The sequence below is a fragment of the Ruthenibacterium lactatiformans genome (assembly GCF_000949455.1).
Taxonomy (GTDB): domain Bacteria; phylum Bacillota; class Clostridia; order Oscillospirales; family Ruminococcaceae; genus Ruthenibacterium; species Ruthenibacterium lactatiformans.
On record NZ_JXXK01000004.1, the window covers coordinates 137,628 to 163,271 of the forward strand.

At 57.6% G+C, this 25,644-nt stretch carries 20 protein-coding genes; 11 read left to right on the forward strand and 9 right to left on the reverse strand.

Annotation, left to right across the window (positions count from 1 at the left end):
• Positions 1-177: 177 nt before the first annotated feature.
• Together TQ39_RS04795 and TQ39_RS04800 are read left to right on the forward strand one after the other, a co-directional pair.
• The gene (locus tag TQ39_RS04795; protein WP_050004740.1) at positions 178-2,265 is read left to right on the forward strand and encodes an efflux RND transporter permease subunit; all 2,088 of its coding nucleotides are present in this window, start codon (positions 178-180) and stop codon (positions 2,263-2,265) included.
• On the forward strand, positions 2,262-4,583 hold the full coding sequence (locus TQ39_RS04800) for a hypothetical protein (RefSeq protein WP_050004741.1): 2,322 nt from the start codon (positions 2,262-2,264) through the stop codon (positions 4,581-4,583). Before TQ39_RS04795 ends, TQ39_RS04800 begins: the two co-directional genes overlap by 4 nt.
• 69 nt (positions 4,584-4,652) lie before the next feature.
• Here TQ39_RS04800 and TQ39_RS04805 read toward each other — a convergent pair whose 3' ends face one another.
• Positions 4,653-4,838 (reverse strand): hypothetical protein, encoded by a 186-nt coding sequence (locus TQ39_RS04805; protein ID WP_050004742.1) that lies wholly within the window; start codon positions 4,836-4,838, stop codon positions 4,653-4,655.
• A gap of 268 nt (positions 4,839-5,106) precedes the next feature.
• Between TQ39_RS04805 and TQ39_RS04810 the strand changes: the two genes are divergently transcribed.
• Complete coding sequence (locus tag TQ39_RS04810) at positions 5,107-5,682, forward strand: xanthine phosphoribosyltransferase (RefSeq protein WP_050004743.1); 576 nt, start codon at positions 5,107-5,109, stop codon at positions 5,680-5,682.
• 86 nt (positions 5,683-5,768) lie between these two features.
• On the opposite strand, the gene TQ39_RS04815 is transcribed toward TQ39_RS04810, so the two are convergent.
• The 4 genes from TQ39_RS04815 to TQ39_RS04830 are packed head-to-tail and all read right to left on the reverse strand — an operon-like array spanning position 5,769 to position 9,239.
• Positions 5,769-6,725 carry a carbohydrate kinase family protein gene (locus TQ39_RS04815; protein WP_050004744.1) on the reverse strand — a complete coding sequence of 319 codons (957 nt, stop codon included), beginning with the start codon at positions 6,723-6,725 and terminating at the stop codon, positions 5,769-5,771.
• A 10-nt stretch (positions 6,726-6,735) separates the two neighbouring features.
• Positions 6,736-7,137, reverse strand: a complete 402-nt coding sequence (locus TQ39_RS04820) for a VOC family protein (RefSeq protein WP_431978761.1) — start codon at positions 7,135-7,137, stop codon at positions 6,736-6,738.
• Positions 7,134-8,168, reverse strand: coding sequence for a zinc-dependent alcohol dehydrogenase (locus TQ39_RS04825; RefSeq protein ID WP_050004766.1), 1,035 nt, complete (start codon positions 8,166-8,168; stop codon positions 7,134-7,136). The genes TQ39_RS04820 and TQ39_RS04825 overlap by 4 nt, the downstream gene beginning before the upstream one ends.
• Positions 8,169-8,207: 39 nt before the next feature.
• Positions 8,208-9,239, reverse strand: a complete 1,032-nt coding sequence (locus tag TQ39_RS04830) for a zinc-dependent alcohol dehydrogenase family protein (protein WP_050004745.1) — start codon at positions 9,237-9,239, stop codon at positions 8,208-8,210.
• A 229-nt stretch (positions 9,240-9,468) separates the two neighbouring features.
• Here TQ39_RS04830 and TQ39_RS04835 point away from each other — a divergent pair, with 229 nt between their 5' ends.
• The 8 genes from TQ39_RS04835 (at position 9,469) to TQ39_RS04870 (ending at position 20,879) form a co-directional block, all read left to right on the forward strand.
• Positions 9,469-10,584, forward strand: coding sequence for an ROK family protein (locus TQ39_RS04835; protein ID WP_050004746.1), 1,116 nt, complete (start codon positions 9,469-9,471; stop codon positions 10,582-10,584).
• A 34-nt stretch (positions 10,585-10,618) separates the two neighbouring features.
• The gene (locus TQ39_RS04840; RefSeq protein WP_050004747.1) at positions 10,619-12,271 is read left to right on the forward strand and encodes a response regulator; all 1,653 of its coding nucleotides are present in this window, start codon (positions 10,619-10,621) and stop codon (positions 12,269-12,271) included.
• Positions 12,268-14,067 carry a cache domain-containing sensor histidine kinase gene (locus TQ39_RS04845; protein ID WP_050004748.1) on the forward strand — a complete coding sequence of 600 codons (1,800 nt, stop codon included), beginning with the start codon at positions 12,268-12,270 and terminating at the stop codon, positions 14,065-14,067. The genes TQ39_RS04840 and TQ39_RS04845 overlap by 4 nt, the downstream gene beginning before the upstream one ends.
• A gap of 276 nt (positions 14,068-14,343) precedes the next feature.
• A complete protein-coding gene (locus TQ39_RS04850; RefSeq protein WP_009325219.1) occupies positions 14,344-15,336 on the forward strand; it encodes an ABC transporter permease in 993 nt (330 codons plus the stop codon).
• Between the two features lie 18 nt (positions 15,337-15,354).
• On the forward strand, positions 15,355-16,269 hold the full coding sequence (locus TQ39_RS04855; RefSeq protein WP_050004749.1) for a carbohydrate ABC transporter permease: 915 nt from the start codon (positions 15,355-15,357) through the stop codon (positions 16,267-16,269).
• 69 nt (positions 16,270-16,338) lie between these two features.
• Complete coding sequence (locus TQ39_RS04860) at positions 16,339-17,922, forward strand: extracellular solute-binding protein (RefSeq protein WP_050004750.1); 1,584 nt, start codon at positions 16,339-16,341, stop codon at positions 17,920-17,922.
• Positions 17,923-17,999: 77 nt separating this feature from the next.
• Positions 18,000-19,466, forward strand: coding sequence for a sulfatase family protein (locus TQ39_RS04865; protein ID WP_050004751.1), 1,467 nt, complete (start codon positions 18,000-18,002; stop codon positions 19,464-19,466).
• Positions 19,467-19,505: 39 nt separating this feature from the next.
• Positions 19,506-20,879 (forward strand): FAD-dependent oxidoreductase, encoded by a 1,374-nt coding sequence (locus TQ39_RS04870; protein WP_050004752.1) that lies wholly within the window; start codon positions 19,506-19,508, stop codon positions 20,877-20,879.
• A gap of 103 nt (positions 20,880-20,982) precedes the next feature.
• Here TQ39_RS04870 and TQ39_RS04875 read toward each other — a convergent pair whose 3' ends face one another.
• The 4 genes from TQ39_RS04875 to TQ39_RS04890 form a co-directional block, all read right to left on the reverse strand.
• A complete protein-coding gene (locus TQ39_RS04875; protein WP_050004753.1) occupies positions 20,983-22,299 on the reverse strand; it encodes an FAD-dependent oxidoreductase in 1,317 nt (438 codons plus the stop codon).
• Positions 22,300-22,357: 58 nt separating this feature from the next.
• Complete coding sequence (locus tag TQ39_RS04880) at positions 22,358-23,653, reverse strand: FAD-dependent oxidoreductase (protein WP_009325225.1); 1,296 nt, start codon at positions 23,651-23,653, stop codon at positions 22,358-22,360.
• Positions 23,654-23,824: 171 nt separating this feature from the next.
• Positions 23,825-24,736: an AraC family transcriptional regulator gene (locus TQ39_RS04885; RefSeq protein ID WP_009325226.1), complete on the reverse strand. Its 912-nt coding sequence runs from the start codon at positions 24,734-24,736 to the stop codon at positions 23,825-23,827.
• A 6-nt stretch (positions 24,737-24,742) separates the two neighbouring features.
• A complete protein-coding gene (locus TQ39_RS04890) occupies positions 24,743-25,633 on the reverse strand; it encodes a carbohydrate ABC transporter permease (RefSeq protein WP_050004755.1) in 891 nt (296 codons plus the stop codon).
• Positions 25,634-25,644 lie beyond the last annotated feature (11 nt).

A 25,644-nucleotide genomic window follows, 5' to 3' on the forward strand; every position in this document is an offset into this window, starting at 1 on the left:
AAGAGCTGTCTTTCGGTTCAGCAAAATGACCAAAAGTCATTGTTTTCGTTTTGTGACTATTGGTCATTAATTGGATTGACTAACGGTCATAACAAGACTATACTATTCAACGTTGACTGTTGGTCAGTTTGATCCGCGGCATCGGCTGCCGCAAAAATTCAAAGGGAGCGTTGAGCAATGGAACATTTTGCGCGCTGGGTGGTACGGCACCGCAAAGCGGTGCTGGCGGCCGCCGTGCTGCTGCTGATCCCATCCGTGTTCGGTGCCGCAGGCACCTATATCAATTACGATATCCTCACCTATCTGCCGCCGGAGTTGGATTCCATGGTGGGCGAAGGATATCTGGAGGACGATTTCAACATGGCCTCCACCTCCATGATCACCGTGGAGAATATGTCCACCGCGGACACACTTGCCCTCAAGAGTGAGCTGGAGGCTGTTGCGGGTGTAAAAAACGTGCTGTGGACGAGCGACATCCTGGACGTAACTACGCCAAAGGAAATGCTGCCGGCCGACATCCAGAAATTCTTTTACAGCGAAAACGGCGCCACACTGCTGCTGGTCCAGTTCGAAAACCCAAGCGCCCATGCCGTGACCATGCAGGCGCAGCGCACCATCAAGGATATCCTGCGCAAGGACTGCTTCATCGGCGGAATGTCCGCCATTCTGGAAGACACAAAATCCCTGGTAAACCAGGAAATGCCCGTCTACATCCTGTGTGCCGTGGGGGCGTGTCTGGTGGTGCTGTTCCTCAGCATGAAAGAAACGGTTGTACCCCTCATCTTCATGCTGGGCATGGTATTCCCCATTGTCTACAACTTTGGCACCAATATCTTTCTGGGGCAGATCAGCTACATCACCGAGGCTTTGGCCACGGTGCTCCAGCTGGGCGTGACGATGGATTTCTCCATCTTTCTGCTGCACCGGTTCGAGGAAGAAAAGCGTTCCTGCCCGGATGAGGACGAGGCAATGGTGCGCGCCGTGCAAAAGACGTTCTCCTCCATTCTGGCAAGTTCGCTCACCACCATCGCAGGCTTCCTCGCAATGTGCACCATGCGCCTGACACTGGGGCGCGACATCGGCATCGTAATGGCCAAGGGCGTGTTGCTGGGCGTTGTCAGCACTGTGACGATCCTGCCCGCGCTCATCCTTACGTTCCGGCGCTCCATCGCGCGGCATACCCACCGTACCTTCATCCCTAAGCTGCGCCGTACCTCCCGTTTCGTGGTGCGCCGGTATATTCCCATCCTCGCAGTGTTCGTGCTCTGCTTCATTCCATTCAGCGTGGCGCAGGCGAAAACGCCTGTATACTACACACTATTCGACAGCCTGCCGCAGGACCTCGCGGGGATTCAGGGTACCAGCCGCCTGAAAGAGGACTTCGGCATGACGACTTCCCATTTCATCATCGTGGACGACGGCTTGCCGGCCCGCGACATGGAGGCGCTCACCGATGAGATCGAGCAGGTGGACGGCATCCGCCAGGTGCTCAGCTATGAAAAGTTTTTGGGCGGCGGCGTTCCCCGGGAGGTTCTGCCCACCGAGGTGCGTCAGATCTTCTGCGCAGGCGGCCACGAGATGCTGCTGGCCAATTCCAGCTATGAGAGCGGCACCGAAGCTCAAAACGCCCAACTGGACGCTCTGAACGCCATTGTCAAGCGTTACGACCCCAACGGCGTGATTACCGGAGAGGGTGCAATGACAAAAGACCTGATCGAAGTGGCGGACGTGGATTTCCGCAGCGTCAGCATCGCCAGTATCGCAGCGGTTTTCCTCATCATCGCCATTTCATTCCGCTCAGCGTCCATTCCGGTGCTTCTGGTGGCCGCCATCGAAAGTGCCATTATGATCAATATGGGCATCCCCTATTTTACCGGCACGACGCTGCCCTTTGTGGCCAGCATCGTCATCGGCACCATCCAGCTCGGCGCAACGGTGGACTACGCCATCCTGATGACCACCCGCTTCCGGGAAGAGCTGAATGCGGGGCGCTCCACCAAGGACGCCGTGCAGACGGCCGTGGAGCAGTGCAGCCAGAGCATCCTCACCAGCGGACTGACGTTTTTCGCGGCAACCTTCAGCGTTTCACTGGCTTCCCGCATGGAACTTATCAGCAGCCTGTGCCGTCTCATCAGCCGCGGCGCGCTCATCAGCATGCTTGTGATTCTGCTGGTGCTGCCCGCGCTGCTTATCCTGACGGCGCCTCTCATCCGGAAAACCACCTACCATTGGCTCAGCAAAGAAAAGGAGACGAAAACCGTATGAAAAAGTTATTGCAGAAAACCACGGCCGTTCTGGTAAGCGCGGCACTGGCCGTCACCTGCGCCCTGCCCGCCTTTGCCGAACAGCCCACAGAGGGCGTGACGAAAGACGAAAATGTGTTTCTGATCCTGAACCCGGACGGTTCGGTGAGCGAACAGATCGTCAGCGACTGGCTGCACAGCGATACCGGCTTTGACGCTGCGGCGGACCGCAGCACACTCTCCGGCATCACCAACCTGAAAAGCGACGTGCTGCCCGCGCAGGACGGCGAAAACCTGACCTGGACCACCGAGGACAACGATATTTATTATCAGGGCACCACAACGCAGACGCCTCCCGTGACCGTGGATATTACCTATACGCTGGACGGCCGGTCCATCACCGCCGATGCGCTGGCGGGCAAAAGCGGACACCTTGTGATGCGCTTGGCTCTGACCAACAACGAGGGACAGGAAATGGAGATTGCCGGCAGCCGGCGCAAGGTGTACACGCCGTTTTTCACTGTGGCCGCGGCCACGCTGCCCACGGGCTCCTATACCAACATTGCCGCACAGCACGGCACCGTGCAGACGGACGCAAAAACGCAGCTCGTCTGCTTTCTCGCCATGCCGGGCATGGCCGAGACCTTCGGCGGTCTGCTGCCGGAAGCGCTGTCCGGTCTTGAAGATTACATGCTGGACGAACTGGTCATCGAGGCGGACGTAAAAGACTGTACACCTCCGGCATTTATGCTGGCCGCAGCCACAAGCATGGACCAGTTGACCTCAGAGCTGGACATTCCCGACCTCTCCGGCCAGATGAGCCAGCTCGAGGATGCGACCGCGCAGCTCCAGAGCGGCGCAGCCACACTGCATGAGGCTACGGGCACGCTGCAGAGCAAAATGGACGAATTCGCCGCCAGCTACGCCACCTTCGACACCGGCCTGGACAATGCTCTCAGCGGCGCGCAGCAGGTGCAGAGCGGCGCGCAGAACCTGCTGGACGGTGCAAAAAGCCTGGACAACGGCACACAGCAGCTGGCGGATGGCACACAGCAGCTGAACAACGGCGCACAGCAGCTGGCCGGCCGGCTGAACGGCACTCTCGTACCCGCTCTGGAGGGTGCCGCCGCGCAGCAGGCAGCCCTGCAGCAGCAGATGGACGCGTTGGCAGACCAGCTCGGCCATGTGCAGCTGCCCGATGTGGACGCGCTGAAAAAGCAGCTCGGCGCAGGTGTGGGCCAGGTGTTTGACGGCGCTGCACAGGGTGCGGCGAAAGCCGCCGCCCAAAGCGTGGGCGACGCTGTAAAGAGCGGCGCACTGCAGGCTGCGGACGCAGCCGTTGCGCAGGCAGCACCGGCCGCGGCGCAGGGCGTTGCATCCAAAGCCGCGCAGGATGTTTCCTCCGCGCTGGCAGCCGCGCTGCAGCCCTATGTGGACAGCGGAAAAATGACATCTGACGAAATGAACGCCGTCATTGCGGAGGCCGCCGGAGCGGCTCAGGGCGCGGCTGCCAAGGTGGATGCGGCAGGCATGGTTCAGGGCGCGGTGGGCAAAGCCGTTACCGGCAATGTGACCGTGGATGCCGACGCAGCGGCCGGACAGATTGTGGCCGCGATGGCTCCCGAAAAGGAGGCCGCCGTAAACCAGGTGACCGCCGCACTGAACGGGCTGGACACCGCAGCGCTGAAGGCCATGCTGCTGCAGTTCCAACAGCTTTCCGGCGACGCGCAAACGATGATGGGTTCGGTAAAATCCCTGACGGACGCACTGTACAACACCGACGCTCCGTCGGACCAGAACACTGTTGTAGGAGCGGCCGGAGCTCTGGCGGCCGGCGCGCAGAGCGCGCAGGACGGCGCGGCCTCCCTTCGCGACGGCGCGGCGCAGCTCACCGCCGGCGCGGCACAGCTGAGCAACGGCGCCTCCAGCCTGAGCGCCGGCCTGACGCAGCTCTCCGGCGCAAGCAAAACAGTCCGTGACGCCATCGGCCAATTCCGCACCGGCGCGGGGAGCCTGAACGACGGCGCGGCACAGCTGCAGGACGGGCTGGACACCTATGCCAGCCAGGCCATCGGAAAGCTGACCGAGCTTGCGGGCTCCGCCGACACCTCCGCGCTGCAGGACGTGCTGAAGGCGCTGGAAACCCGCGCGCAGAGTTACACCTCTTACACGGGCAGTGCGGACGGCGTGCGTGCCAATGTAAAATTCGTGATGAAAACAGCCGGTCTGCCGGAGGAGGAAACGACATCCTCTTCCGACACGGAAGATTCGGAGGCCGCACCGCAGGACAAAACCCCGGACGCCTCCTTCTGGGACCGGGTCAAGAATCTTTTCTCCTGACATGCACGGAAAAAGCGCGTGGAATGTTCCACGCGCTTTTTCCGTGTGCCGCTTTCCGGCGGAGCAGGCTCAGCGCTTTTTCGCAAGGAAGCGCCACAGGCGCGTATACCAGGCCGGATTGTTTTTCCGCCAGGCCTTGCGGTACGCCTTGTCCGCCTCTCGGGTGGACATCGGGCGCACCACGCCGGGTGTCGCGCCCGCCAGTTCCGTATTTTTGCCATACCGGACATGGGCCATTGGTTCGCGGAAAGACATTGCGCTCCTCCTTTTCTTTTCTATACTATACGTATCATAACATTTTTCAGATCTTGCTTCAACGACACGATGCAGCGGCCACAGCAGAGCCGCATGCGCTACGGTTCTGCATGGTTGAACGCCCTCAAGCCCATCGCGCACGGAATGCGCGTGGCAGCGGAGGGCTGCCCTATCCCCGCCCGCGTGCATACCGGCGACCGACGTGTCTGGCCAAAGGCGCACAGCTGTGCTACAATGTCAAAAACAACAGGTACGGAGGCAACCGGATATGGAGCTTTTAAAACAGCGGATCCTGCGGGACGGGCAGGTGAAAGAAGGCGGCGTACTCAAGGTGGACAGCTTTCTCAACCACCAAATGGATGTGACGCTGCTGAATGAGATCGGGCGTGAATTCCGCCGCCGTTTCGACGGAGCGGCCATCACCAAAATCGTTACCATCGAGGCGTCCGGCATCGGTATTGCTGCCATTGCCGCGCAGCATTTCGGCAGCGTTCCCGTCATCTTCGCCAAAAAGACGCGTTCGCGCAATCTGGACGGTGCGCTGTATACCGCCAAGGTCCATTCTTTCACCAAGGACATTACCTACGATGTGCAGCTATCCAAAAAATTTCTCGGCCCGCAGGACACTGTGCTCATCCTGGACGATTTCCTCGCCCGGGGACAGGCGCTGCTAGGCCTCATCGACATCGTGCGGCAGGCGGGCGCGCAGTGCGCTGGCTGCGGCATCGTCATTGAAAAGCAGCAGCAGGGCGGCGGCGCGCTGGTGCGGGCAGCGGGAGTGCGCCTGGAATCGCTGGCCGTAATCGCCTCGCTGGAAAACGGCACGGTCACCTTTGCGCAGTGACCGGCATAAAAACAGGGCCTGTGCTCCACAATGGGGGCACAGGCCCTGTTTGCATGCCGCGCATGAAAAAACGCGCAGGCTGTTCGTCATTCGCCGCACAGCCGCAGGATCTGCTCCCGCGCGGGCATGGCCGGGATGGCCCCCTTTGCCGCGGTGGTCAGGCTGCCCGCTGCGTTTGCAAACGCGACAATGCGCTCCCACTGTGCCTGCGGCAATATCCGCAGCTCTTCCAGCGTCTTGCCCGCAAGGCACGACAGCAGCGCTCCCAGAAAAGCGTCGCCCGCGCCCGTAGTGTCCACCGTGTCCACTTCGCAGGCAGGCAGCAGCCCGCGGCCCGCCGCAGCACGGTAGTACGCGCCCCGCGGCCCCAGCGTCACCAGAACCAGCGCCGCGCCCCGGGACGCCAGCGCGTCCGCTCCCGCCGCCAGCTGCACTTCGCCCGTCAGCAGTTCCATTTCTTCCTCCGATACTTTCACGATATCCGCCAGAGGCAGCGCGGCCAGCAGCGCTTCTCTCGCCCGCTCGGCGCTGTCCCACAAAAACGGACGGTAGTTTGGGTCGTAACTGATCATCGCCCCCGCTGCTTTTGCCTCCCACGCCGCCTCCAGCGTAGCCGTGCGGCACGGCTCGTCCGTCAGCGAAACAGAACCAAAATGAAAGATACGGCAGTCCCGCAGCAGCGCCCTGTCCACTTCGGCAGGCGCGAGCATCACGTCCGCACCCGGCTTGCGGTAAAACGTGAAGCTTCGGTCGCCCTCCGGCGTCAGCTGCACAAAGGCCAGCGTCGTGGGATATTCCCGCGTCATACGCAGACCGCGCACGTCCACACCAGCATCCTCCATCGTCTTTTTCAAAAACGCGCCGAAAGCGTCGTCCCCCACCTTGCCGATAAATGCGGTTTTGCCGCCCAGCTTTGCGGCCATTGCCAGCACATTGGCAGGCGCGCCGCCCGGGTTGCGCGCAAACAGCGCCATCCCCTGGCTGTTTTCCCCGCTGGGTGTAAAGTCGATCAGGCTCTCGCCCAGCGCCACGATATCAAACATACTTTCCTCCTCAAAGTTTTTGGCTGAATTCCACCTTTTCCCCATTGGGGCCTAGGATGGTGAAAAAGCGCACGCCCCGCGCCCAAAAAGGAAGAAACCGCACTGCGTCGTCCAGCAGCTCGTATCCACCGTCCCGCAGCAGCACGAACAGCGTATCCACGTCCGCGACGTCCAGCGCGATATGGTCGACAGCCCCGGCCCTGCCGGCCGCGCGGCCGGTTTGATAGGCTTCGATCATCAGTTCTTTCAGCTGCAAAAAGGCTACCTGTTCCCCTGCGGCTTCGTTGACCGTACGCAGCGCAACGGAGAAGCCCAGCCCTTCGTAAAAGGCCACCGTTTTCTCCAGGTCGTTTGTAGGCAGGCCGATGTGCTGCAGGCCATTTATGGTTTCCGCGATTTTTCCCACGTTCACGCCTCGCTCTCATCCACGTCGATAAGCACTTTCATCGTCGTCTCCCGGTTCGCGTCGATGTACCGGTATGCCGCCAGATAATCCCGGAACGGGAAGTGCCGGCTCATCAGCGGCTCCAACCGAACCTTGCCTTCGTTCACCAGGCGAATGGCCTCAAGATAGTCCTCATGGCGGTACATCATGCTCGTGTTCAGATCCAGTTCATGGTCGTTGAGCACCGCAAGGTCCACGTTTGCCATACCCGCATACACCGCCACAAGGATGATCGTGCTGCCCTTGCGCGCGTGCCGGATGGCCTGTCCCATGGTCGTATCGTTGCCTGCGCAGTCGTAGATCACATCCGCCTTGTCCGGGCCGAAGCATTCCGCCAGTGCTTCACCGAAGCCGTGTTCTTTTGTATTCACTGCAAAATCCACGCCGCATGCTTTTGCCAATTCCAGCCGCGGCGTGCTGATGTCGGTGATAAGCACCTGCGCCGCGCCCAGCGCCTTTGCGCTCTGGGCCAGCAGGATGCCGATGGGCCCCGCACCCAGCACGGCGATCTTCTGTCCGCGCACATCCCCGGCGCGCCGCACCGCATGTACCGTCACGGCCAGCGGCTCTATCATCGCGCCTTCGCTGTATGTCATCGTTTCCGGCAAAGGCGTCACCTTGCCCGCGTCCACGGCAAAATATTCACTGGCTGTGCCTGTCGTCTGGAACCCCATCACCCGAAGCTCCTCGCACAGATTGTACTTGCCGTGCGTGCACGGATGGCACCGGCCGCAGTAGACCTGCGGTTCGATGGTCACCTTCTGCCCTACGGCAAATCCCGTCACGCCCTCGCCCAACGCCGCGATTTTCCCCGACACCTCGTGGCCCTGGGTGACCGGATATTTTGTGAACGGATGCTCGCCGTGATACACATGGATATCCGACCCGCACACGCCGATCTTCATGATCTTTACCAATACCTCGCCCGCGTTGGGTGCGGGTACGGGCGCCTCCCGGAACTCGATGTGCCCCGGCGCCGTCATCACCTGCTGCAGCATTTTCTGCATTCTGAATCATCCTCTCCCGTTTGTACGCGTTCAGCGTTTGTTTGGCAGCACCATCACTTTGATGGATTCGCCGCCCATCTGCATTTTGATCGCCTGCTCCATTTCCCCGATGCCGAACGTGTGGGTGATGAGCGGCTCCACATTGATGCGCCCCGCACTCAGCAATTCCACAGCCCGAAGATGCGTATCCGGGTTGATGAAAGAGCCGCGGATGGCAAGCTCTTTTTTGTATACGTCGAACAACGGCAGCGGAACCGTAGCCGTAGGCGCGGGCACACTGAACAGCAGCACCGTCGCGCCGAAGCCCGCGGCCTCGAAGGCACTGCGTGTGGCCGCCGTGTTCCCCACACATTCAATCACCACATCCGCGCCGCTTTTGCCCGCAGCCTCCCGCACACGGGCGGACAGGTCCTCCCGGAGCGGGTCGACAGCCAGATCCGCTCCAACGGACAGCCCGGCGCTGCGGCGCAGTTCCACCGGCTCACTGAGAATGACCTTCGCCGCGCCGGAAAGGCGGGCCAGCTGCACCATCAGCAGGCCGATGGCTCCCCCACCGATCACACATACCGTACTGCCGGGCCGTATACCCGCGGCATCGATACCGTGCAGGCAGCACGCCAGCGGCTCGGCCATGGCTCCTGCCTCAAAGGGCAGCTCCGGTGCCAGTTTGAAGCACTGTGCCGCCGGCGCTGCGCTGTACTGTGCAAACCCGCCGTCCCGGGTGACGCCAAGCGCCTGCAGATGCTCACAGAACTGCTTTTTACCGTCCCGGCAGGGCGTGCAGGCGCCGCAGTAAATATTGGGGTCTACGGCGACATGATCGCCCGGCACCAAACCTTTCACATCCGCGCCTACTTCTTCTACAATACCCGCATATTCGTGTCCCAGAACCACCGGCGGCGTCACTTCGGCCGAGCCCGCCTCGCCGTGGTAAATGTGGACATCTGTACCGCACACGCCGCACGCCATCACGCGAATGCGCACTTCGTCCGCGGCCAGCGGCCGTTTTTCCATATCCCGGACTTCAAATTCCCGGTTGCCCAGAAAAAAAGCTCCCTTCATCGTCGATCCATCCTTTCCGCATGTTCCCATGCCCAAAACTTTTTTAACTCAGTTTAAAAAGATTCCAGCATTAGAATGCGTCTTTTTTGATGCGTTGTCAAGCGGTCTCTTCCAATTTTGTTGGAATCTCCAAGAATGAGTCTTTCTTTTTGTCAAGTTTTTAAAACGATTTTACAAAGTGTTTTGAATGTGTTACAGTAAAACCACAAACAGGCGGGAGGCACTCAGGATGGAGACAGTAAATCTTTTCGGCGCACAGCGCGGGCGGGCGGCGCAGGCGGCTGCATGGGCCATGGAAAAAGAACGTTTTTCCACACAGGAGATGGCGAACGCTCTGGCGGTGAGCACGCCCACGGCCATTACTCTGCTGCGCCGCCTGGAGGGCCACGGCCTGGTGCAGCCCTGCGGGGAATTCAGTTCCACCGGCGGACGCAAGCCCCGGGCCTGGAGCGCCTGTCCCGGCGCGCGGTACGTTGTCGGGGCCGACATCACTCTGCGCCATGTCAGCCTGGTGGCTGTGGATCTCTCCGGCCAGGTGACGCGCACGCAAACCCGCACTCTGGCCTTTACGCGTACGCCCGCCTATTTTCGGGCGCTCGCCGCGTTCATCAGCGAGCTGTGCGCGGAGCTGCCCCGGCAATCGGTTTTGGGCGTCGGCCTGTCCATTCCCGGCATCATCGGCAGCGGGCAGGACCTCGTCCTGCGCTCCCACGCGCTTTCCATTCAGGGACTGCGGGCCGATGAATTCGAACAATATCTCGGCCTGCCCTGCCGCATGATAAACGACGCAAACGCCGGCTGCCTTGCCGAGGCCTGGGCCGACGTCTCTCTGCGGGACGCGGTTTATCTCTCCCTGAGCAACAGCGTGGGCAGCGCGGTGCTCATCGGCCGCAGGCTGTATCTGGGGCACAACCTGCGCAGCGGCGAGGTGGGGCACACCACGCTGGTTCCCGGCGGGCGGCCGTGCTACTGCGGCAAAAGCGGCTGTGTGGACGCCTACTGCCGCGCCGGCCTGCTGCACGGCCACACCGGCGGCAGCCTGAAAGATTTCTTCCTGCGGCTGCACACGGGTGACGCCGCGCTGCGCAGCGTGTGGGACGCTTATCTGGACAACGTAGCCGTCGTAGTGAACAACCTGCGCATGATGCTGGACTGCGACGTGATTCTTGGAGGCTATGTAGGCCGATACATGGATGCAGAGCTGGCCGGGCTGCGCCGCCGCGCGGCCTTCCGCAACACCTTCGAGCCGGACGCCGGCTATCTCAAGGCCTGTGCCTATAAAAAAGAAGCGGCCGCCCTGGGCTCGGCCATCCCGTGGATCGAAGAATACCTGCAAACACTTTGAGCGCGCGGCAAAACCGCGGAAGGGAACGGTAAAGATGTACAAAGCCATTATCGCAGACGATGAGGAAACGGTTCGCCGTGGGCTTGTAACGCACTTTAACTGGGGCAAGCACGGTGTGGAAGTGGCCGGGGTATTCGACGACGGCGTCCCAGCGCTGGATTTTGTCCGCCGGAATGAAGTTGACATCATCGTCACAGACGTGCGGATGTCCCATATGGACGGCATCACACTGGCCAAAAATGTGCTGGAGAGCTATCCCGGCGTCAAAATCATATTTATCAGCGGCTATGCAGATGTGGGATATCTGCGTGATGCTCTGAAGATGGAAGCCGTAGACTATATCCTCAAATCCATCGACATTGACGAACTGGACGCGGTGATCACCAAAGTGGTGGCCATGCTGGACCAGAGGTCTTCCCAGCAGCTGGCCCTGGAAGACATGGCCCGAAAGCTGGAACAAAGCATGCCGCTGCTGCGCCAGCGCCGTTTGTGCGATCTTTTGCAGAACAATGACGAAAGTGAGGAGGACATTCTGCAAAGCATCGAATTCCTGGGCATTCCTTTGAACAGCCAGACACATTACGCCGTGCTGGTACTGCGGCTTCAGCCAAAATCAAAATGGCTCACCATGGGCAGCATGCCTGAAAAAGACCGCATCACCTTCAGTATGGCGCTGGAAGAATTGTTTGCCCGCGTATTGGCGGAATACGGCGTCAATGTCGTGTTCAAAGGGCGGCTTTCCGAATACATCGCCATTTTGGACGTAGAACATGACGAATACGAAGAAGACCTGTTGAGCGTGGCCGAGCATCTGCAGGCGCGCATACGCAGCGAAATGAAACTGGATACCATGATCGGCATCAGCGAGCCGTTCCGCGGGCTGCGCAGCGTACGCTCCGCTTACGCCAATGCCTGCGAGGCAATCAGCCGCTGTTACCTGATCGGCAAGGATATCCCGATCTCCATCAAAAAATATGAGGACGACGGCAGCGGACGCACTCTTCGCGAACAAGCGGAAAAAGAGATCTGTGACAGCATCCTCAATGGAGATACGGCGGCGGTGCATCTGGCGCTGGAGCGCGCCGTTGCCGGCATCCGCGCCCTGCCCGGCGAGGACGAGCAGCAGAATTTCATGCTTTTCCTTCTTTTGCTGCCCACGCGCCTGATGACCAATATGCGCACGGAAAATATGGGCCCCTATGCCTCACACCTTAAATTGACGGCCAGCTTTCTGCAATGCAACAGCCTGGGAGAGCAGGAGGCGATGCTTGCTTCCGTATATGAAGATTTGACCCTGCACCTGCAAAAAATGAGCACGCCTCACACAAATACGGTCATCAAGCGCGTGCGGGAGATCATCGCCGCGCAGTATATGGAGCAGCTTTCAGTAACAAGCCTCGCAGAAGCCGTATATCTTACGCCCACCTATCTGTGTGTGCTGTTCAAGCAGGCCACAGGAAAGACCATCAACGAATACATCACGCAGGAGCGGCTGAACAAAGCCAAAGAATTTTTAGCGCAGACAAACATTCATCTGTATGACGTATGCTATAAGGTGGGATACCTTTCCCCCAGTTATTTTTCGCGCCTGTTCAAAAAGTACACGGGCCAAACGCCGGGCGAATACCGCGAAAACATCATGCTGAACGCCCGCCCCGCGGCCGAAAAGGAGGCGGAGCAGCTTTGAAACAGGCGACCGCCCGCTTCAGGCGTCCCGCAAACGGCGGCGTCCGGCTCGGCCGTGCCCGCAGCGCCGCCCGTCTGCTGATGTTCGTGCTTTTGCTGGCTGCGCTGGTGCTTCTGACGCTGGCCGTATTCTACTACACCCGCAACACCGCCCAAGCCATGGAAGCGGAGCTGTGTCAAAAAATGCTGGTATCCGCCGGGCAGACCCGCAACAACATCGATTACCGTTTTGAACAGGTCAAAGAGAGCGCATCGGCATTGATCGGCACATTGTATCCCTATCTCAATTCAGACGCGGACACAGCCGTGCAACTGGAAGAATACGCCAAGATACGCCGCGCGCTGTCTGAACAGCTGGACAAGCATATGATCACGCGCCTGCGGCTGTATGTGCCCGACGAAAAAATTTATTCCGGCCAGAAAACAACGCTTTACTCCTTGGACCCTCTGTCCAGCCTTGGAGAAAACGGGTCCGTTTATCAAAAAGGCGGCGTATTTTGGCACGGAACACACCTTGTCAGCCTGGGCATATCCGAGCCCACCGCCGTTGTTTCCTGTGCTGTGGCGCTGAAAAGCCAGGCGGATTACGACAAGCTGTGCGGTGTGCTTTTTGCCGATGTGAGCGTTTCTCAATTTCATGAGATATTTGCCGCAGGCAGCACCAACCATGACGAAATGTTCCTTGCGGATGCGCAGGGCCGTATTCTGGCGCACACAGACGACGCGCATCTGGGTGAAACGGCCCTGCCTCCGTCGCTGATGGAGCAGGTGTGCAGCCTGGGCTCCGGTTATCTGCTTGAACCGGACGTCATCCTTGCATTCAGCCGGCTTGAAACGACGGAATGGTATGTTATCTCCTCCATGCCGCGGGCACAGGTCTACACCATGGATTCCGGCGCGGTAAACACCATTGTATCCATGTGGGTAGTCGCGTGTCTGATTTTGTTTATCATCGCCGTCACGGCAGCCTACAGTCTCAATCTCAACCGTACCGTTAGCCGCCTCAACGCAGCCATCCATACGCTGGATGCCGAAAACGGGACCGGAAATACCGCTTCCTGCGCGGGACGCCGCAAAGGAGGCCTCATCACGCTGGAACGCGATACCGAGCAGATCGTACGCTCCATCGCCGCTGTTGTGGACGCCCGTTACCGCGACAGGCTGGCTATTTCCGAATATCAAATGGAGTCGCTGCAGGCTCAGATCAAGCCGCATTTTCTTTACAACACGCTGGATGTCATCAAGTGGATGATCCTGGACAAAAATCCGGATGACAGCGTATGGATGGTGAACGCGCTCTCCCGCTATCTGCGCATGAGCATCAATAAAGGCGAAGCCATCGTACCGCTGTCCGACGAGCTGGATCTTACCCGCACCTACCTCGGTATCATGCAAAAACGCTTCTCCCATCAGTTTGAGGTGGAGTATGATTTGGATCAGGCTGCAATGGAATGCCTGATCCCCAAACTTTCGCTCCAGCCGCTGGTGGAAAACGCATTGCTCCACGGCATTTTGTACTGTGACAAAACGGAAAAGCGTCTGGTCATCCGCGCATGGCGTTCCTCCCGCGCTTTCGGTGTAGAGATCGAGGATAACGGCAACGGGATGGCGCCCGAAACGGCACAGAAGCTGACCGAGCTGGATATCCGCACCAGCAAAAGTTACGGCGTAGCCAATGTACATAAGCGGCTCGATATCTTCGGCCAGGGGAAATGCAAGTTTTATATCTCCGCCCGCGAAGGCATCGGCACCTGTGTGATGATTGAACTTCCGGTGCAGCCCCATGACAGCGATTGAACGCTCCTGTACGAGGTCGTCCGCAGAGCCGCGAAGGCGGCTCTGTTTCATTTTTTTGATTCTGTTTCATTTCTTCTGCGCCCATGCCGAAAGGCATGGGCGTATTTTTGTAAGAAGTCTACAACGTCTTTGAATTGAGCAACAATTACATAAAGAACGGACTAGAAAACGAAATTTTGTGATATTTACCACAACGCTGGCCCGTACTACAATTGATATCAGAGAACAAACAGCCCGGAACGCTCCGGCAGCTGAATGGAAAGAAAGGGTTTTACAATGAAGATGGCACTTGACACAACGGCTGTACCGTCCGGCGGACTGAGAGCCAAAACCGGATTGCGGCATAAACTCCACAGTTTTTTTGTGTATGTAAAGCATCATCCCATGCTGTATCTGATGCTGATACCGGGCTTGTTTTTCCTTTTTATTTATAAACTCGCGCCGCTGTATGGTATTCTGATCGCTTTCAAGGACTACAATATTTTTCTGGGCAGCAACCCCATCGACGCCATCGGCTTGAGCGACTGGGTGGGGCTTGAACACTTCCGGCGCCTGTTCGCCAGTTCCCAATTTACGAAAGTGCTGGCCAACACGCTGATCATCAACGGATTGAAGATCCTCTGGCTGTTTCCCATCCCTATCATCTGCGCGATACTTCTCAACGAGATCCGCCGCGCTACCTACCGCAAATTTGCCCAGACCGCTATCTATATGCCCTATTTCTTTTCATGGGTCGTCATCTTCGGTATTTTTTATTCGCTGTTTGGTTCTTACGGCATCATCAATACCGCTATCACCGCGATGGGCGGCACGCGCATCGGATTCTTTACCGATAACAGTGTATTCCGCAGCGTGCTGGTGTTTACCGAAGGCTGGAAAGAAGTCGGCTACAATACGGTCATTTATCTGGCGGCCATCACGGGGATCGATATAACGCTGTATGAGGCGGCCCGCGTGGACGGCGCCAGCAAATGGCGCCAGATTTGGAACATCACCATGCCCGGCCTGCTGCCCACCATCGTCCTAATGCTCATTCTCAAGGTGGGCTATATTTTGGAAACGGGATTTGAGCAGGTGCTGGTATTTTACAATCCTGCCGTATATGAAGTTGCAGATATAATCCAGACTTATGTATACCGTCTGGGTATGGGGCAGATGGATTTCCCTCTGTCCACCGCTTTGGGACTGTTCAACTCCGTGGTGGCGTTTGTTCTGATCGTAAGCGCCAATGCGATAAGCCGCAAGCTGCTGGGACGCAGCATCTGGTAAGAAAGGGGATGCAATAAAATGTTAAATACCAAAAAGAAACCGCTATACCGTGAAAAAGGCATTCCCCTGTCCGGCAGTGAAAAATTCCTGTCCGGCTTTGCCTACATAGCCATGGCATTGCTGAGTCTTATCGCCATCCTGCCCTGTCTGCACGTCATCAGCAAGGCTGTCAGCAATGGGCCGGACGTCACAGCCGGCAACGTTTACTTCTGGCCCGTTGGGTTCCAGCTTGAGACCGTCAAGTATGTGCTGACCCAGACTTCATTTTTTACGGCGCTGAAAAATTCTCTCATCGTTACGGGAGCAGGTACACTGCTCAGCCTGTTTACGACGATTACGACAGCCTATCCCCTTTCCAAGCCCGGCTTCAAGGGGCGCAGGGTCGTTTCACTGCTGTATGTCATCAGCATGGTGTTTTTCGGCGGTATGATCCCCGCTTATATGGTCGTACGAAGCCTGGGGCTGCTGGATACCTATGCCGCCTGCATCCTGCCTTTCGCCATCGTGCAGTTCAATATGTTCATTGTGAAAAATTATTTTGAAAGCCTGCCTGAAAGTGTAGAGGAATCCGCCCGGATCGACGGCGCCGGAGATCTGCGCACGCTGGTGTCCATCGTGTGCCCCATGTCCAAACCGGTGATCGCCACCGTCGGCCTGCTGTATGCGATCAATTACTGGAACAATTATTTCCATGCGATGATGTATACCCGGTCCCCGGATATGAACACCCTTCAGGTATACCTGTACAATATCATCAACAACAGCCAGGATTTTATTCAAAATCTCGCCAGCAACAACTACATGGCCAATATCACTTCCGAAGGCATGGTCGCGGCCGCCGTCACGCTGTCCATCATTCCCATTGTCGCCCTTTATCCCTTTGTGGCCCGGTTTATGGTACAGGGCATCACAATCGGCTCCGTCAAGGGATAACCTTTTTGGATCCATTCCGGGATGCACCGGTAGGAGATAGTCGAATCGATCAAAACAGGAGGTAACAAGATGAAAAAAGCATTGTCTATTCTGCTGACCGCAGCGCTTCTGCTCACATGCCTTGCAGGCTGCGGAGGCGCCGGAAGCGCTTCGCCGTCCGGCACGGACACATCCGGCACCAGCCAAAGCACGGCGGGCGCAAACGTCCCCGCATTGAAGGGCCCGGGCAACGTAACATTAAAGCGTCTGGGGTATAACGTTGCATGGGACCCCACCACCGATATCATGGTGGACGTTCTCAAAGAGACCACGGGTTATGATGTGGAATATTATGCTCTGCCGGCCGAGAATGCCGACGAAAAGCTTGTGATGGAGGTTGCCGGCGGCGCCTCCTATGATATCATCCAGTGCTCGCCCGACCAGTTCCAGACACTGATGAGCCAGGGTGCCCTTATGCCCCTGAACGATCTGCTGGACGTCTATGGCCAGGATATCCTGAACGGTGTATCCGAGGATTCCTGGCGTGCTGTCTCCGGCGAGGACGGCAACATTTACGGCATTCCTTATAAATATCCCTATGCCCAGGAGGTGCAGGGCTTTATGGTATGCCGCTGGGATCTGATGCAGGAGGCAGGCATCGAGGCCATCCCAACCACGATCGACGAATTTTATGACTGTCTCGTAAAATTAAAAGAACATTTCGGAGATCAATACATCATCTTCTCTGGCCCGTACCGTTCCGCCTCGGAAGGCAACGGCACCTGGATCTTCCCGCAGGCCATTGCCGCGGCGTTCGGCATCTACAACGACTGGATGGTAGATGAGGACGGCAATGTATATTATATGACGGAGCATGAAAACTTCGGAAAGATGATCGAATTTCTGTCTAAGTGCCAGCAGGAGGGTCTGCTTGACCCCGACTGGGCCGTAAACACCTCGTCCACCGTGCAGGAAAAGCTTGCAGGCGGCAAGGCGATCATCGCTCAGATCAACCGCAACGGCCTGGGCGAGACCACTCCCACCATGCTTGAGACTCTGGGCCTCACTTACGATGACCTCGGATACATCGGCGCACTGAAAGGCTCTGACGGTACCTGCAAATACATGCGCACGGAAGCCATCAACTTTGTCACTGTCATTCTGCGCGGCTCGGAAAACGCCGCCGATGCCGTGAACTGGATCAACCTGAAGCAGCAAAACCAGCTTTATATCAACATCGGTGTGGAAGGAACTCACTTTAACTATGATGAAGACGGCGGCATCGCCCCCATCAACCCCATTTTTGCCGAGGAGCGCGGCAATTCCTACTGGTATATCGACTCTACCAACGAGGAAGAGTTCGCAACCGAATGGCCGTCCCGCGTCCGCAAATCCGACGCCCAGTGGGCAGGTTTCGAAGCTGTTACTTTGTATGCCAACGAAAATACGCCTGAAATTTTTGTAAACAATGATTTCGCCTTTAAGCCTGCCACCGAAAACTATGCCAAATACAATACAGCACTGTTCAGCAGCATGAACGATTATATCCTGCAAATTCTGGCCGGGAGCAAAACGCTGGACGATCTTCCCACTTTCCAGGCGGACTGGAAAAATGCCGGCGGCGATGCAGTTCAGGCTGAGCTGCAGGCCTGGTACGACAGTTTTTATGGCTGACCATATTCCAACCGCACCAAAAGGGGCCTCAGGCCCCTTTTTTGTGGAAGGTTGCAGATAAGAACGGAGGAATTGCTATGGACAAAAGGCCCAATATCCTTTGGCTTTGCACAGACCAACAGCGGTGGGACACGATCCATGCTTTGGGCAATTCATTCATTGATACGCCCAACCTGGACCGCCTGTGCCGCCAGGGTGTCGCTTTCACCAACACATACTGCCAAAACCCCATCTGCACACCCAGCCGCGCCAGTTTCCTGACAGGGCGTTATCCGTCTTCGATCAACGCCAATATCAATGGGGCGTGCAACCTGCCGGAGCACTGCACGCTGATCACAAAACGCCTTGCCGACGCCGGATATTATTGCGGGCTCGTCGGGAAACTGCATATCACCTCGGCCTGGAACGATTACGAGCCACGCATGGATGACGGCTATTCTTATTTCTGTTACAATCTCGCGTCCGGGCATCACCTGAACAGCCCCGGCAACCCCTATGTGGAATGGCTGAACCAAAAAGGTGTGGACTGGCATGATATTTTTACCTCCGATGAAAAGCACGATTATCACTGGTACCGCTCCGACGCTCCTGCGGAGCTGCGGCAAACCGCATGGCTGGCGGAAAAAGCCGTCTCCTTTATACGGGAACGGTCCGCCTGCGAGCAGCCATGGCTGTTATCGGTCAACTGCTACGACCCTCACCCGCCTTATGACGCGCCGGCGGACCTGGTGGAGAAATATCTTGCCCGCAATCTGCCCGACCCCATTTACAGCGATGCCGACCTCGCTCTGAACAATAACCTTAAAGATTTTTTCTTTCAAAGTACGGCCCATCCCACAGACGATGCGATGCGGAGGAACAAGGCGTCCTATTACGGGATGATAGAATTGATCGACAGACACTACGGACGCATCATTGACGCACTGGACGAAATGGGGCTGCGGGAAAACACCATCGTTATTTTCAATTCCGATCACGGTGAAATGCTCGGCGACCATGGGCTTACCCATAAAGGCTGCCGCTTTTACGAGGGTATTACACACGTCCCGCTTATTATTTCCCTGCCCGGTACCTTCCGGCAAAACGCCGTGTACGGCGGCCTAGTGGAACAAACCGATCTGGCCCCCACCATCGCCGACCTGTGCGGCATCCCACCAGCCGACACCCATGGGCGCTCCCTCGTTCCCGTCCTCACAGGGCAGAACGCGCCGGCGCCGCGCAAATTCGTGCGCGCTGAGTTCTACGATACGCTGGAGGTGGATATGAACTACGACGGACTTCGCGCCCCTGGAGAAATTCAGGCGGCCGGCAAACCGGCCGAAAGCTGCTACGCAACCATGTATTACGACGGACGGTTCAAACTCAGCGTTTATCACGGCATCCAATTCGGAGAGTTGTACGACATGGAAAACGATCCGCAGGAACAGCACAATTTATGGTATGACAAGGATCATCAGGATGTCAAACAAGCCCTGATCCTGGATTCTTTCGGAGTTTCCACAAAATATTCGCGCCCGGGGCAGACCAGGCGGGGCCGCTATTGACCCCGCACCTCAGGCAGAACAAAAGAGCGGAGGTAAACAATGGAGACCGTATCCTTTACCAGGCAACTATCCGTTGCTGAAAATGTAGACGTTCTGGTAGTCGGCGCCGGCCCCGCCGGTATCGGTGCCGCTGTCTGTGCGGCCCGCAATGGGGCCCGGACCCTTGTGTTTGATCAGAACGGATGTGTAGGCGGCCAGGCCACAACCGGCCTCGTCGGTCCGTTTATGACCTGCTATGATGCACAAAACAAGAAAATGGTCATCCGGGGTATCTTTGAGGAGGTTGTGGCCCGTATGAAAACTCTGGGCGGCGCCGTTGATCCGGCCGATGTAGAGGCGGAAGAACCGTTTTCCGGCTTTTATAAAATCGGCCACGCCCATGTTGGCCCCTTTGACCATGAGTGCTTTAAACTGGTATGTACACAGATGCTTGCTGAAAGCGGTGCAAAGCTGCTGCTGCACACCCAGTTTATAGATGTACTGCAAGAAAACGGCCGCATCACCGGTGTCGTAGCCGCCAATAAATCCGGCCTGTTTCTGTTTCGTGCCAAAGTTGTGATCGACTGCAGCGGCGACGCAGACGTTGCTGCACGCTCGGGCGTAAAATTTGAACTTGGGCGCGTGGAGGACGGCAATATGCAGCCAGCCACGTTGTTTTTCCGTGTCGGCAATGTGGATACGCCCCGCCTCAAAGCGCACATTCGGGAACACCGGGATGAAATACGCCCGTTTTACGGGCCTTTCAGCTGGCTGATCCGGGAGAAAGCCGCAGAATGGGGCGACGTGCCCCGAGGCGAGGTGTGTCTGTTTGAAAGCCCCGCAGCCGGGGAATACCGTTTGAACGTTACCCGAATCCTGGATGTGGACGGTACAAACGCGGAGGATCTGACCCGCGCCGAACTGGAGGGACTGCGCCAGGCGCACCAGGTATTCGGATTTCTGAAAAAATACGCGCCCGGCTTTGAAAACGCGCGTTTCCTTGACACTGCAGCTACCATCGGCATCCGCGAAACGCGGCATGTCGACGGATTATACCGGCTCACCGTTGACGACGTGCGGGCCTGCCGTGTACCGGATGATTCCATCGCCGTCATGGCGACCAATATGGATACCCACAATAAAAACGATCCCGGCGGCACCTACTATACGCTGGAAAACGGTCCGTTTTTTGGTGTTCCTTACCGCTGCCTTATCCCGCGCGGAATCTCCAATCTTCTGGTGGCGGGACGTTCCATTTCCGCCGACGCAATGGCCGGCTCTGCCATCCGTATGATTCCCTGCTGTCTTGTGTTCGGCCAGGCGGCGGGAACCGCCGCAGCTATGGCCGCATCCGGCGCCTGCGATCCGTCCCGTGTCGACGCTCAGGCACTGCGCAGCCTTCTGCTGCAGCAGGGAGCTTATCTGGGGCAATAGCTTGGTCACACGCAAAAGCCTCCCGGCGGGAGGCTTTTGCATTATTCATTAAAGAAAGCGGGCGGCAGCTGAAAATGCTACCGCCCGTTTTTTCATACCGTCATTATTTGCTGTACAAATCTACTCCTTTTGATTCCAGCGCCGCCTGAAGTTTTTTCACATCCAGAGTGCGGGGCGTACAGCCTTCCCGAACACACAGTGCCGCCGCCATCCCCACAGCCTCGCCCATCGCCATGCAAATTGACATCACCCGGTAAGATGCATGCGCCCGGTGTGTGCCCGAAATGCACCGTCCTGCAGTGAGCAGATTCTCCACCTTGAGCGGCACAAAACAGCGGTAAGGCAAGTCGTAGGGCATTACATACTGTATCCTTTCCTCCGCCTGGCCCGCTCCTTCCGGATTATGGATATCCACGATGAACTCGGCCTTGTGTACCGCCACATCAGAAAAGCGCTTTCCCGCCGCCAATTCTTCCGCAGTAACAGTATACTCCCCCATCACACGGCGTGTTTCCCGCACGCCCAGCGTAGCGCCGCTGGCAATGCACCTGCATTTTTCATACCCGGGCAGATTCTCCCGAAAGAAATGCACCAGTATGTCGATTTGGCGGCGCAGCTCCAGCTCCGAGGAATAAAGCGCACGCACGCAAGTAGCGTCTATGCCGTTGCGCTGTGTCGTGTTCACCTGCCGCTGTCCGGGATGCGTGGTACGGTGCAGCCGCACAGCCGCCAGCTGCTCCGGCAGCAGCCCCTGCCGCGCGCAGCGCGCACAGTAATCAAGAAACCGCTCACCGTTCAGCTCCACATCGTCTACGTCGCCAATACATGCCACAGCCCGGCTCTCGTCCACACCATCCAGTGTAAATTCCAGCGTCACCGGCTGCATCAGTCCATCGGCGCGCCCCTTTTCCACAGGAGCGCCCGCAAACCAGGCCACGTCGCCATCCCCGGTGGCGTCTATCACGATTTTCCCCTCCATGGCGCGCAGCCCTTCCTTGGTTGCCACCAGCAGCCCTTCCAGAGAGGCGCCAGCCATAAGCGCGTCCACGACGGGCGTCTGCAGAAACACATCAAGATTCTCACATGAAACAAATTCGGCCAGAACCCGTTTGGCCTGTTCCATATCGTGGGCGACGCCCACCTCTCCGATCATATCATTCTCCGGTACCCCCAGCAAGGCCATCAGCTCATCCCGCATGGTCCCACTGCCGACCATACCCAATATCGGCCCGACATAACCGGCCGTCAGATTTCCTCCCAATACTCCGTAACGTTCCACCAGCGCCACGCGCGCCCCGCTGCGGGCCGCTGCCACCGCCGCACATATCCCCGCCGGGCCTGCCCCTGCTACCACGACCTCATAAGAGCCCAGCACCGGTACGTTTTTTTGTAGTCGACTGTCGTCATCCTCTTCCCTCATTTCCTATGCCCATGCAATCTATTCGCCTGCTTTGCTTTTTGAAAGCCCTGACGCTCCTTTAAATCAGCGCACCCCATTTGCGCAGCATGGCCTGCAGCGTGTGCACATCGGCTTTGTGCACGCTCGTGCCCGCACAGGCACACTGGGCGGCGGCACAGCCCGCCGCCTGGCCCAGCCCCATCACCGAGGCCTGCACCCGCACCGAGGCTGAAGCCACCTGGTCGGCTGAAAAACAACGCCCCGCCACCAGCAGATTGTCGAAGCCCGGGACGATCAGGGAACGATAAGGGATATAGGCCGCGTTCTTTAGAAACTGGCACTTCTGCGTCGTGTCACCCGCGGTATGGATGTCAATGGGATGCGCTCCCCGGCTTACGGCGTCTTCAAAATGTACGGCATTCAAATATTCTTCTCCGGTGAGAACATGTTCGCCTTTTATATGCCGGGTCTCGCGCACGCCCGTTTGCGCGGCGGTAAACAGCAGTTCTGCGTTTTTGAATTCCGGAAAATATTTCTTCAGCAACGCTACAAAAGCGTGTACGTCCTCCCTCAGCCTGCATTCGGCACGGGTCGCCTGGGCAGGGTCCAGCATATCCGCGGGCGTCCTGGTCATGTTCACCATTACTCTGCCGTCGCGGTGAATACTGCAAAACCAAGGGCCGCCGAATACTGGAACATCCTCCGTCTCAGCCAATTCACGCAGCTTTGTCTGGACGCGCAGATTGTGATAATTGAGCCCCTGCTTTTCATGATGGATCAGCTCCAGAGCGTCCGTATCCACGCCGCCGATACAAAAGCACAGGGAAGGCGGCTGAAGCGGCATTGTATTTTCCTGCATCGGCACACCCGCCATAGCGCAGAGATCGCCGTCTCCGGTGCTGTCGATCACATATTTTGCCTCCAGCGCCCTGGGACCGCTTTTGGTGTCCAAAATCACATGCGTTATCCTGCTGTCCTCCCGGACGCAGCCTGTGAGCACTGCGTGAAAATGCAAATCAACGCCGCTCTCCAGCAGCATCCGCTGCGCGATCAATTTATAGCATTCCGGATCATGGGAAATATTCCCCAACGGATGCTCTACCTCCGCTCCGTCGGCTTCCACCATACGCTGTACGAATTCCCAGGGAATCCCCCCGCATACCAGCTGTCCGTTGTAGGTGAATACGCTGATCGGCACTACAAGGGCCGCCGTAGCCATACCGCCCACAAACCCATAGCGCTCTACCAACGCGGTACGGGCGCCTGCGCGCGCAGCGGCTACCGCTGCGACCCAGCCACCGGGGCCTCCCCCGCACACTACAACGTCATAGCTTCCCATCACAGGGACGCTGCGCGTCTGCACGATCTGTTCCATCTCCGCATCACTCCTTTTTTGTTCTGTTTTCATCATACTCTCCGGTGATTGCAGCAGGCAAGAATCTGGACCTATCTTTGAAAAAAAGCGACAGAATCATAACAAAGCAACATAAATGACCGCGCCCGGCCGTTGTTACGGCCGGGCGCGGTTTAGTTTTGTTTTCTGCCGCTACGGCAGGCTCACGTCCTGCGAGCTTTTCAGATACTCGCGCAGCGTGTGCCCTGTCTCGCGCTTGTAAAACTTGGAAAAATAGTGGATGGAGCTGAAGTTGAACAGATCCGCCAGTTCGGTGAAATTTTTGTCCATTTGACGGATGTGATACTCGATACGCCCCACCACGCTTTTGCGATAGTACTGCATCACACTGTATCCCGTCACCTCACGGAACAGTTTTTTCAGCTGCGTCTCGCTCAGGTTGAAATGGCTGGCAACGTCCACAAAGGTGATGTTGTTGTAGATGTTCTGATCCAGAAAGGTGACGACCTGGCGTACGATCTGATACTCCATCCCCAGAGACTGCATGGGCAGCGACTGCACCTGTGCTGGGCATTCCTGCTGCTTGCGGTAAAGCGAGATCAGCAGCTGCTCCAGCAGATTGCGTATCATCTGCTTTGCGCCGGGCAGATGCTCCGGTTCATGCGGCGCATCCTTCCGGTAAACCAGATTTTTGCCGAAGGGCTTATCGTATACCTGTTTTCCTTCCTCGATCATCTCCCGGAACAGATGGCGCTCGTGCATGCTCAGGGTAAAAATATGGTCCCTGAACTGCTCCAGCATCTCCAGCTCGCCGTTGAAGGATACCACAAAGATGTCGCAGTCCGCGCCATCCTCAGCGTCGGGCGCGCCGTCCGTTCGAAAGTTGTGGAAAACATTGGGATGGTGAAAAATGATCTGCCCTTTTTCCAGCGTATAGGGCTCGGTGCCGTTGATGCCGCTGGCACGCCCCTTGTCCACATAAATAATTTCCCAGAAATCATGGCTTTCTCCCGCAAAGCGGTAACCGCTTTCATGGTGAAAATAATACAGCGTATAAAGCTCTTTTACGCTGAGTACTGGCTCGACAGGTACCGGCTTGAGCATCGTTTCTCATCCTTTGACTGCGCCGGCCGTTGCGCCGGACATGATCTGCTTGGACAGCAGCACATAAATAATCACCGTGGGCACGAATACGATCACCACACCCGCGAACAGGCCCTGATAATTGCCTGTCGTCTGCATACTGGTCACCAGCGTCTGCAGTGCCACGGCCAACGTGCGGTTGGCCTGCTTGCCGGAGAACACCAGTGCCCAGATATATTCATTCCAGTATCCGATGAAATTGAAGATGGTGATGGTCACGATCCCCGGTTTTGCCAGCGGAAGGATAAGCCTGTAAAACGAGGTGATATGGCTGCACCCGTCAATGAGGCCGGATTCAAACACCGTCATGGGCACCGTGGCGAAAAAGCCCATCAGATACACCGTTGTCGCGGCAATGCCCGTGCACAGGTAGACTAGGATGAGCGTGCCGCGGAAATTGTGCAGGTTCGCCCGAACCAGCATCATGTACAGCGGCGCCAGGATCATTACGCCCGGCAGGCCCAGCGCAACGGAGAACAATGTCTGGAACAGGCGGCGGCCGCGGAACACGAACTTCGTCATCACGAAAGCCGCGGGCGCGCAGAAGACAATGAGCCCCGCACAGGCGCAGACCGTGTACAGCACGCTGTTGAGGAAATAATCCATGATGTGATACCGTTCCATCACCACTTCATAGCCGCTCAGGTCCAGCCCGGCGGCCAGCAGGTCGTTTTGGAAGATGTCCCGGGTGGGCGTGAAGGACGCCAGCACCACCCAGCCGATGAGTGCGACCGTGAAGGCGCACCAGCACAGGATAAGAGCCTTGCCCAGAACGTGCACTGCCTTTCCCGCCCAGCCGCTGACGCGGCCTGCGGGAGGGCTTTTCTGCCGCAGGCAGAAAGACGGATATTTTCGCATAGGGGCCGTCC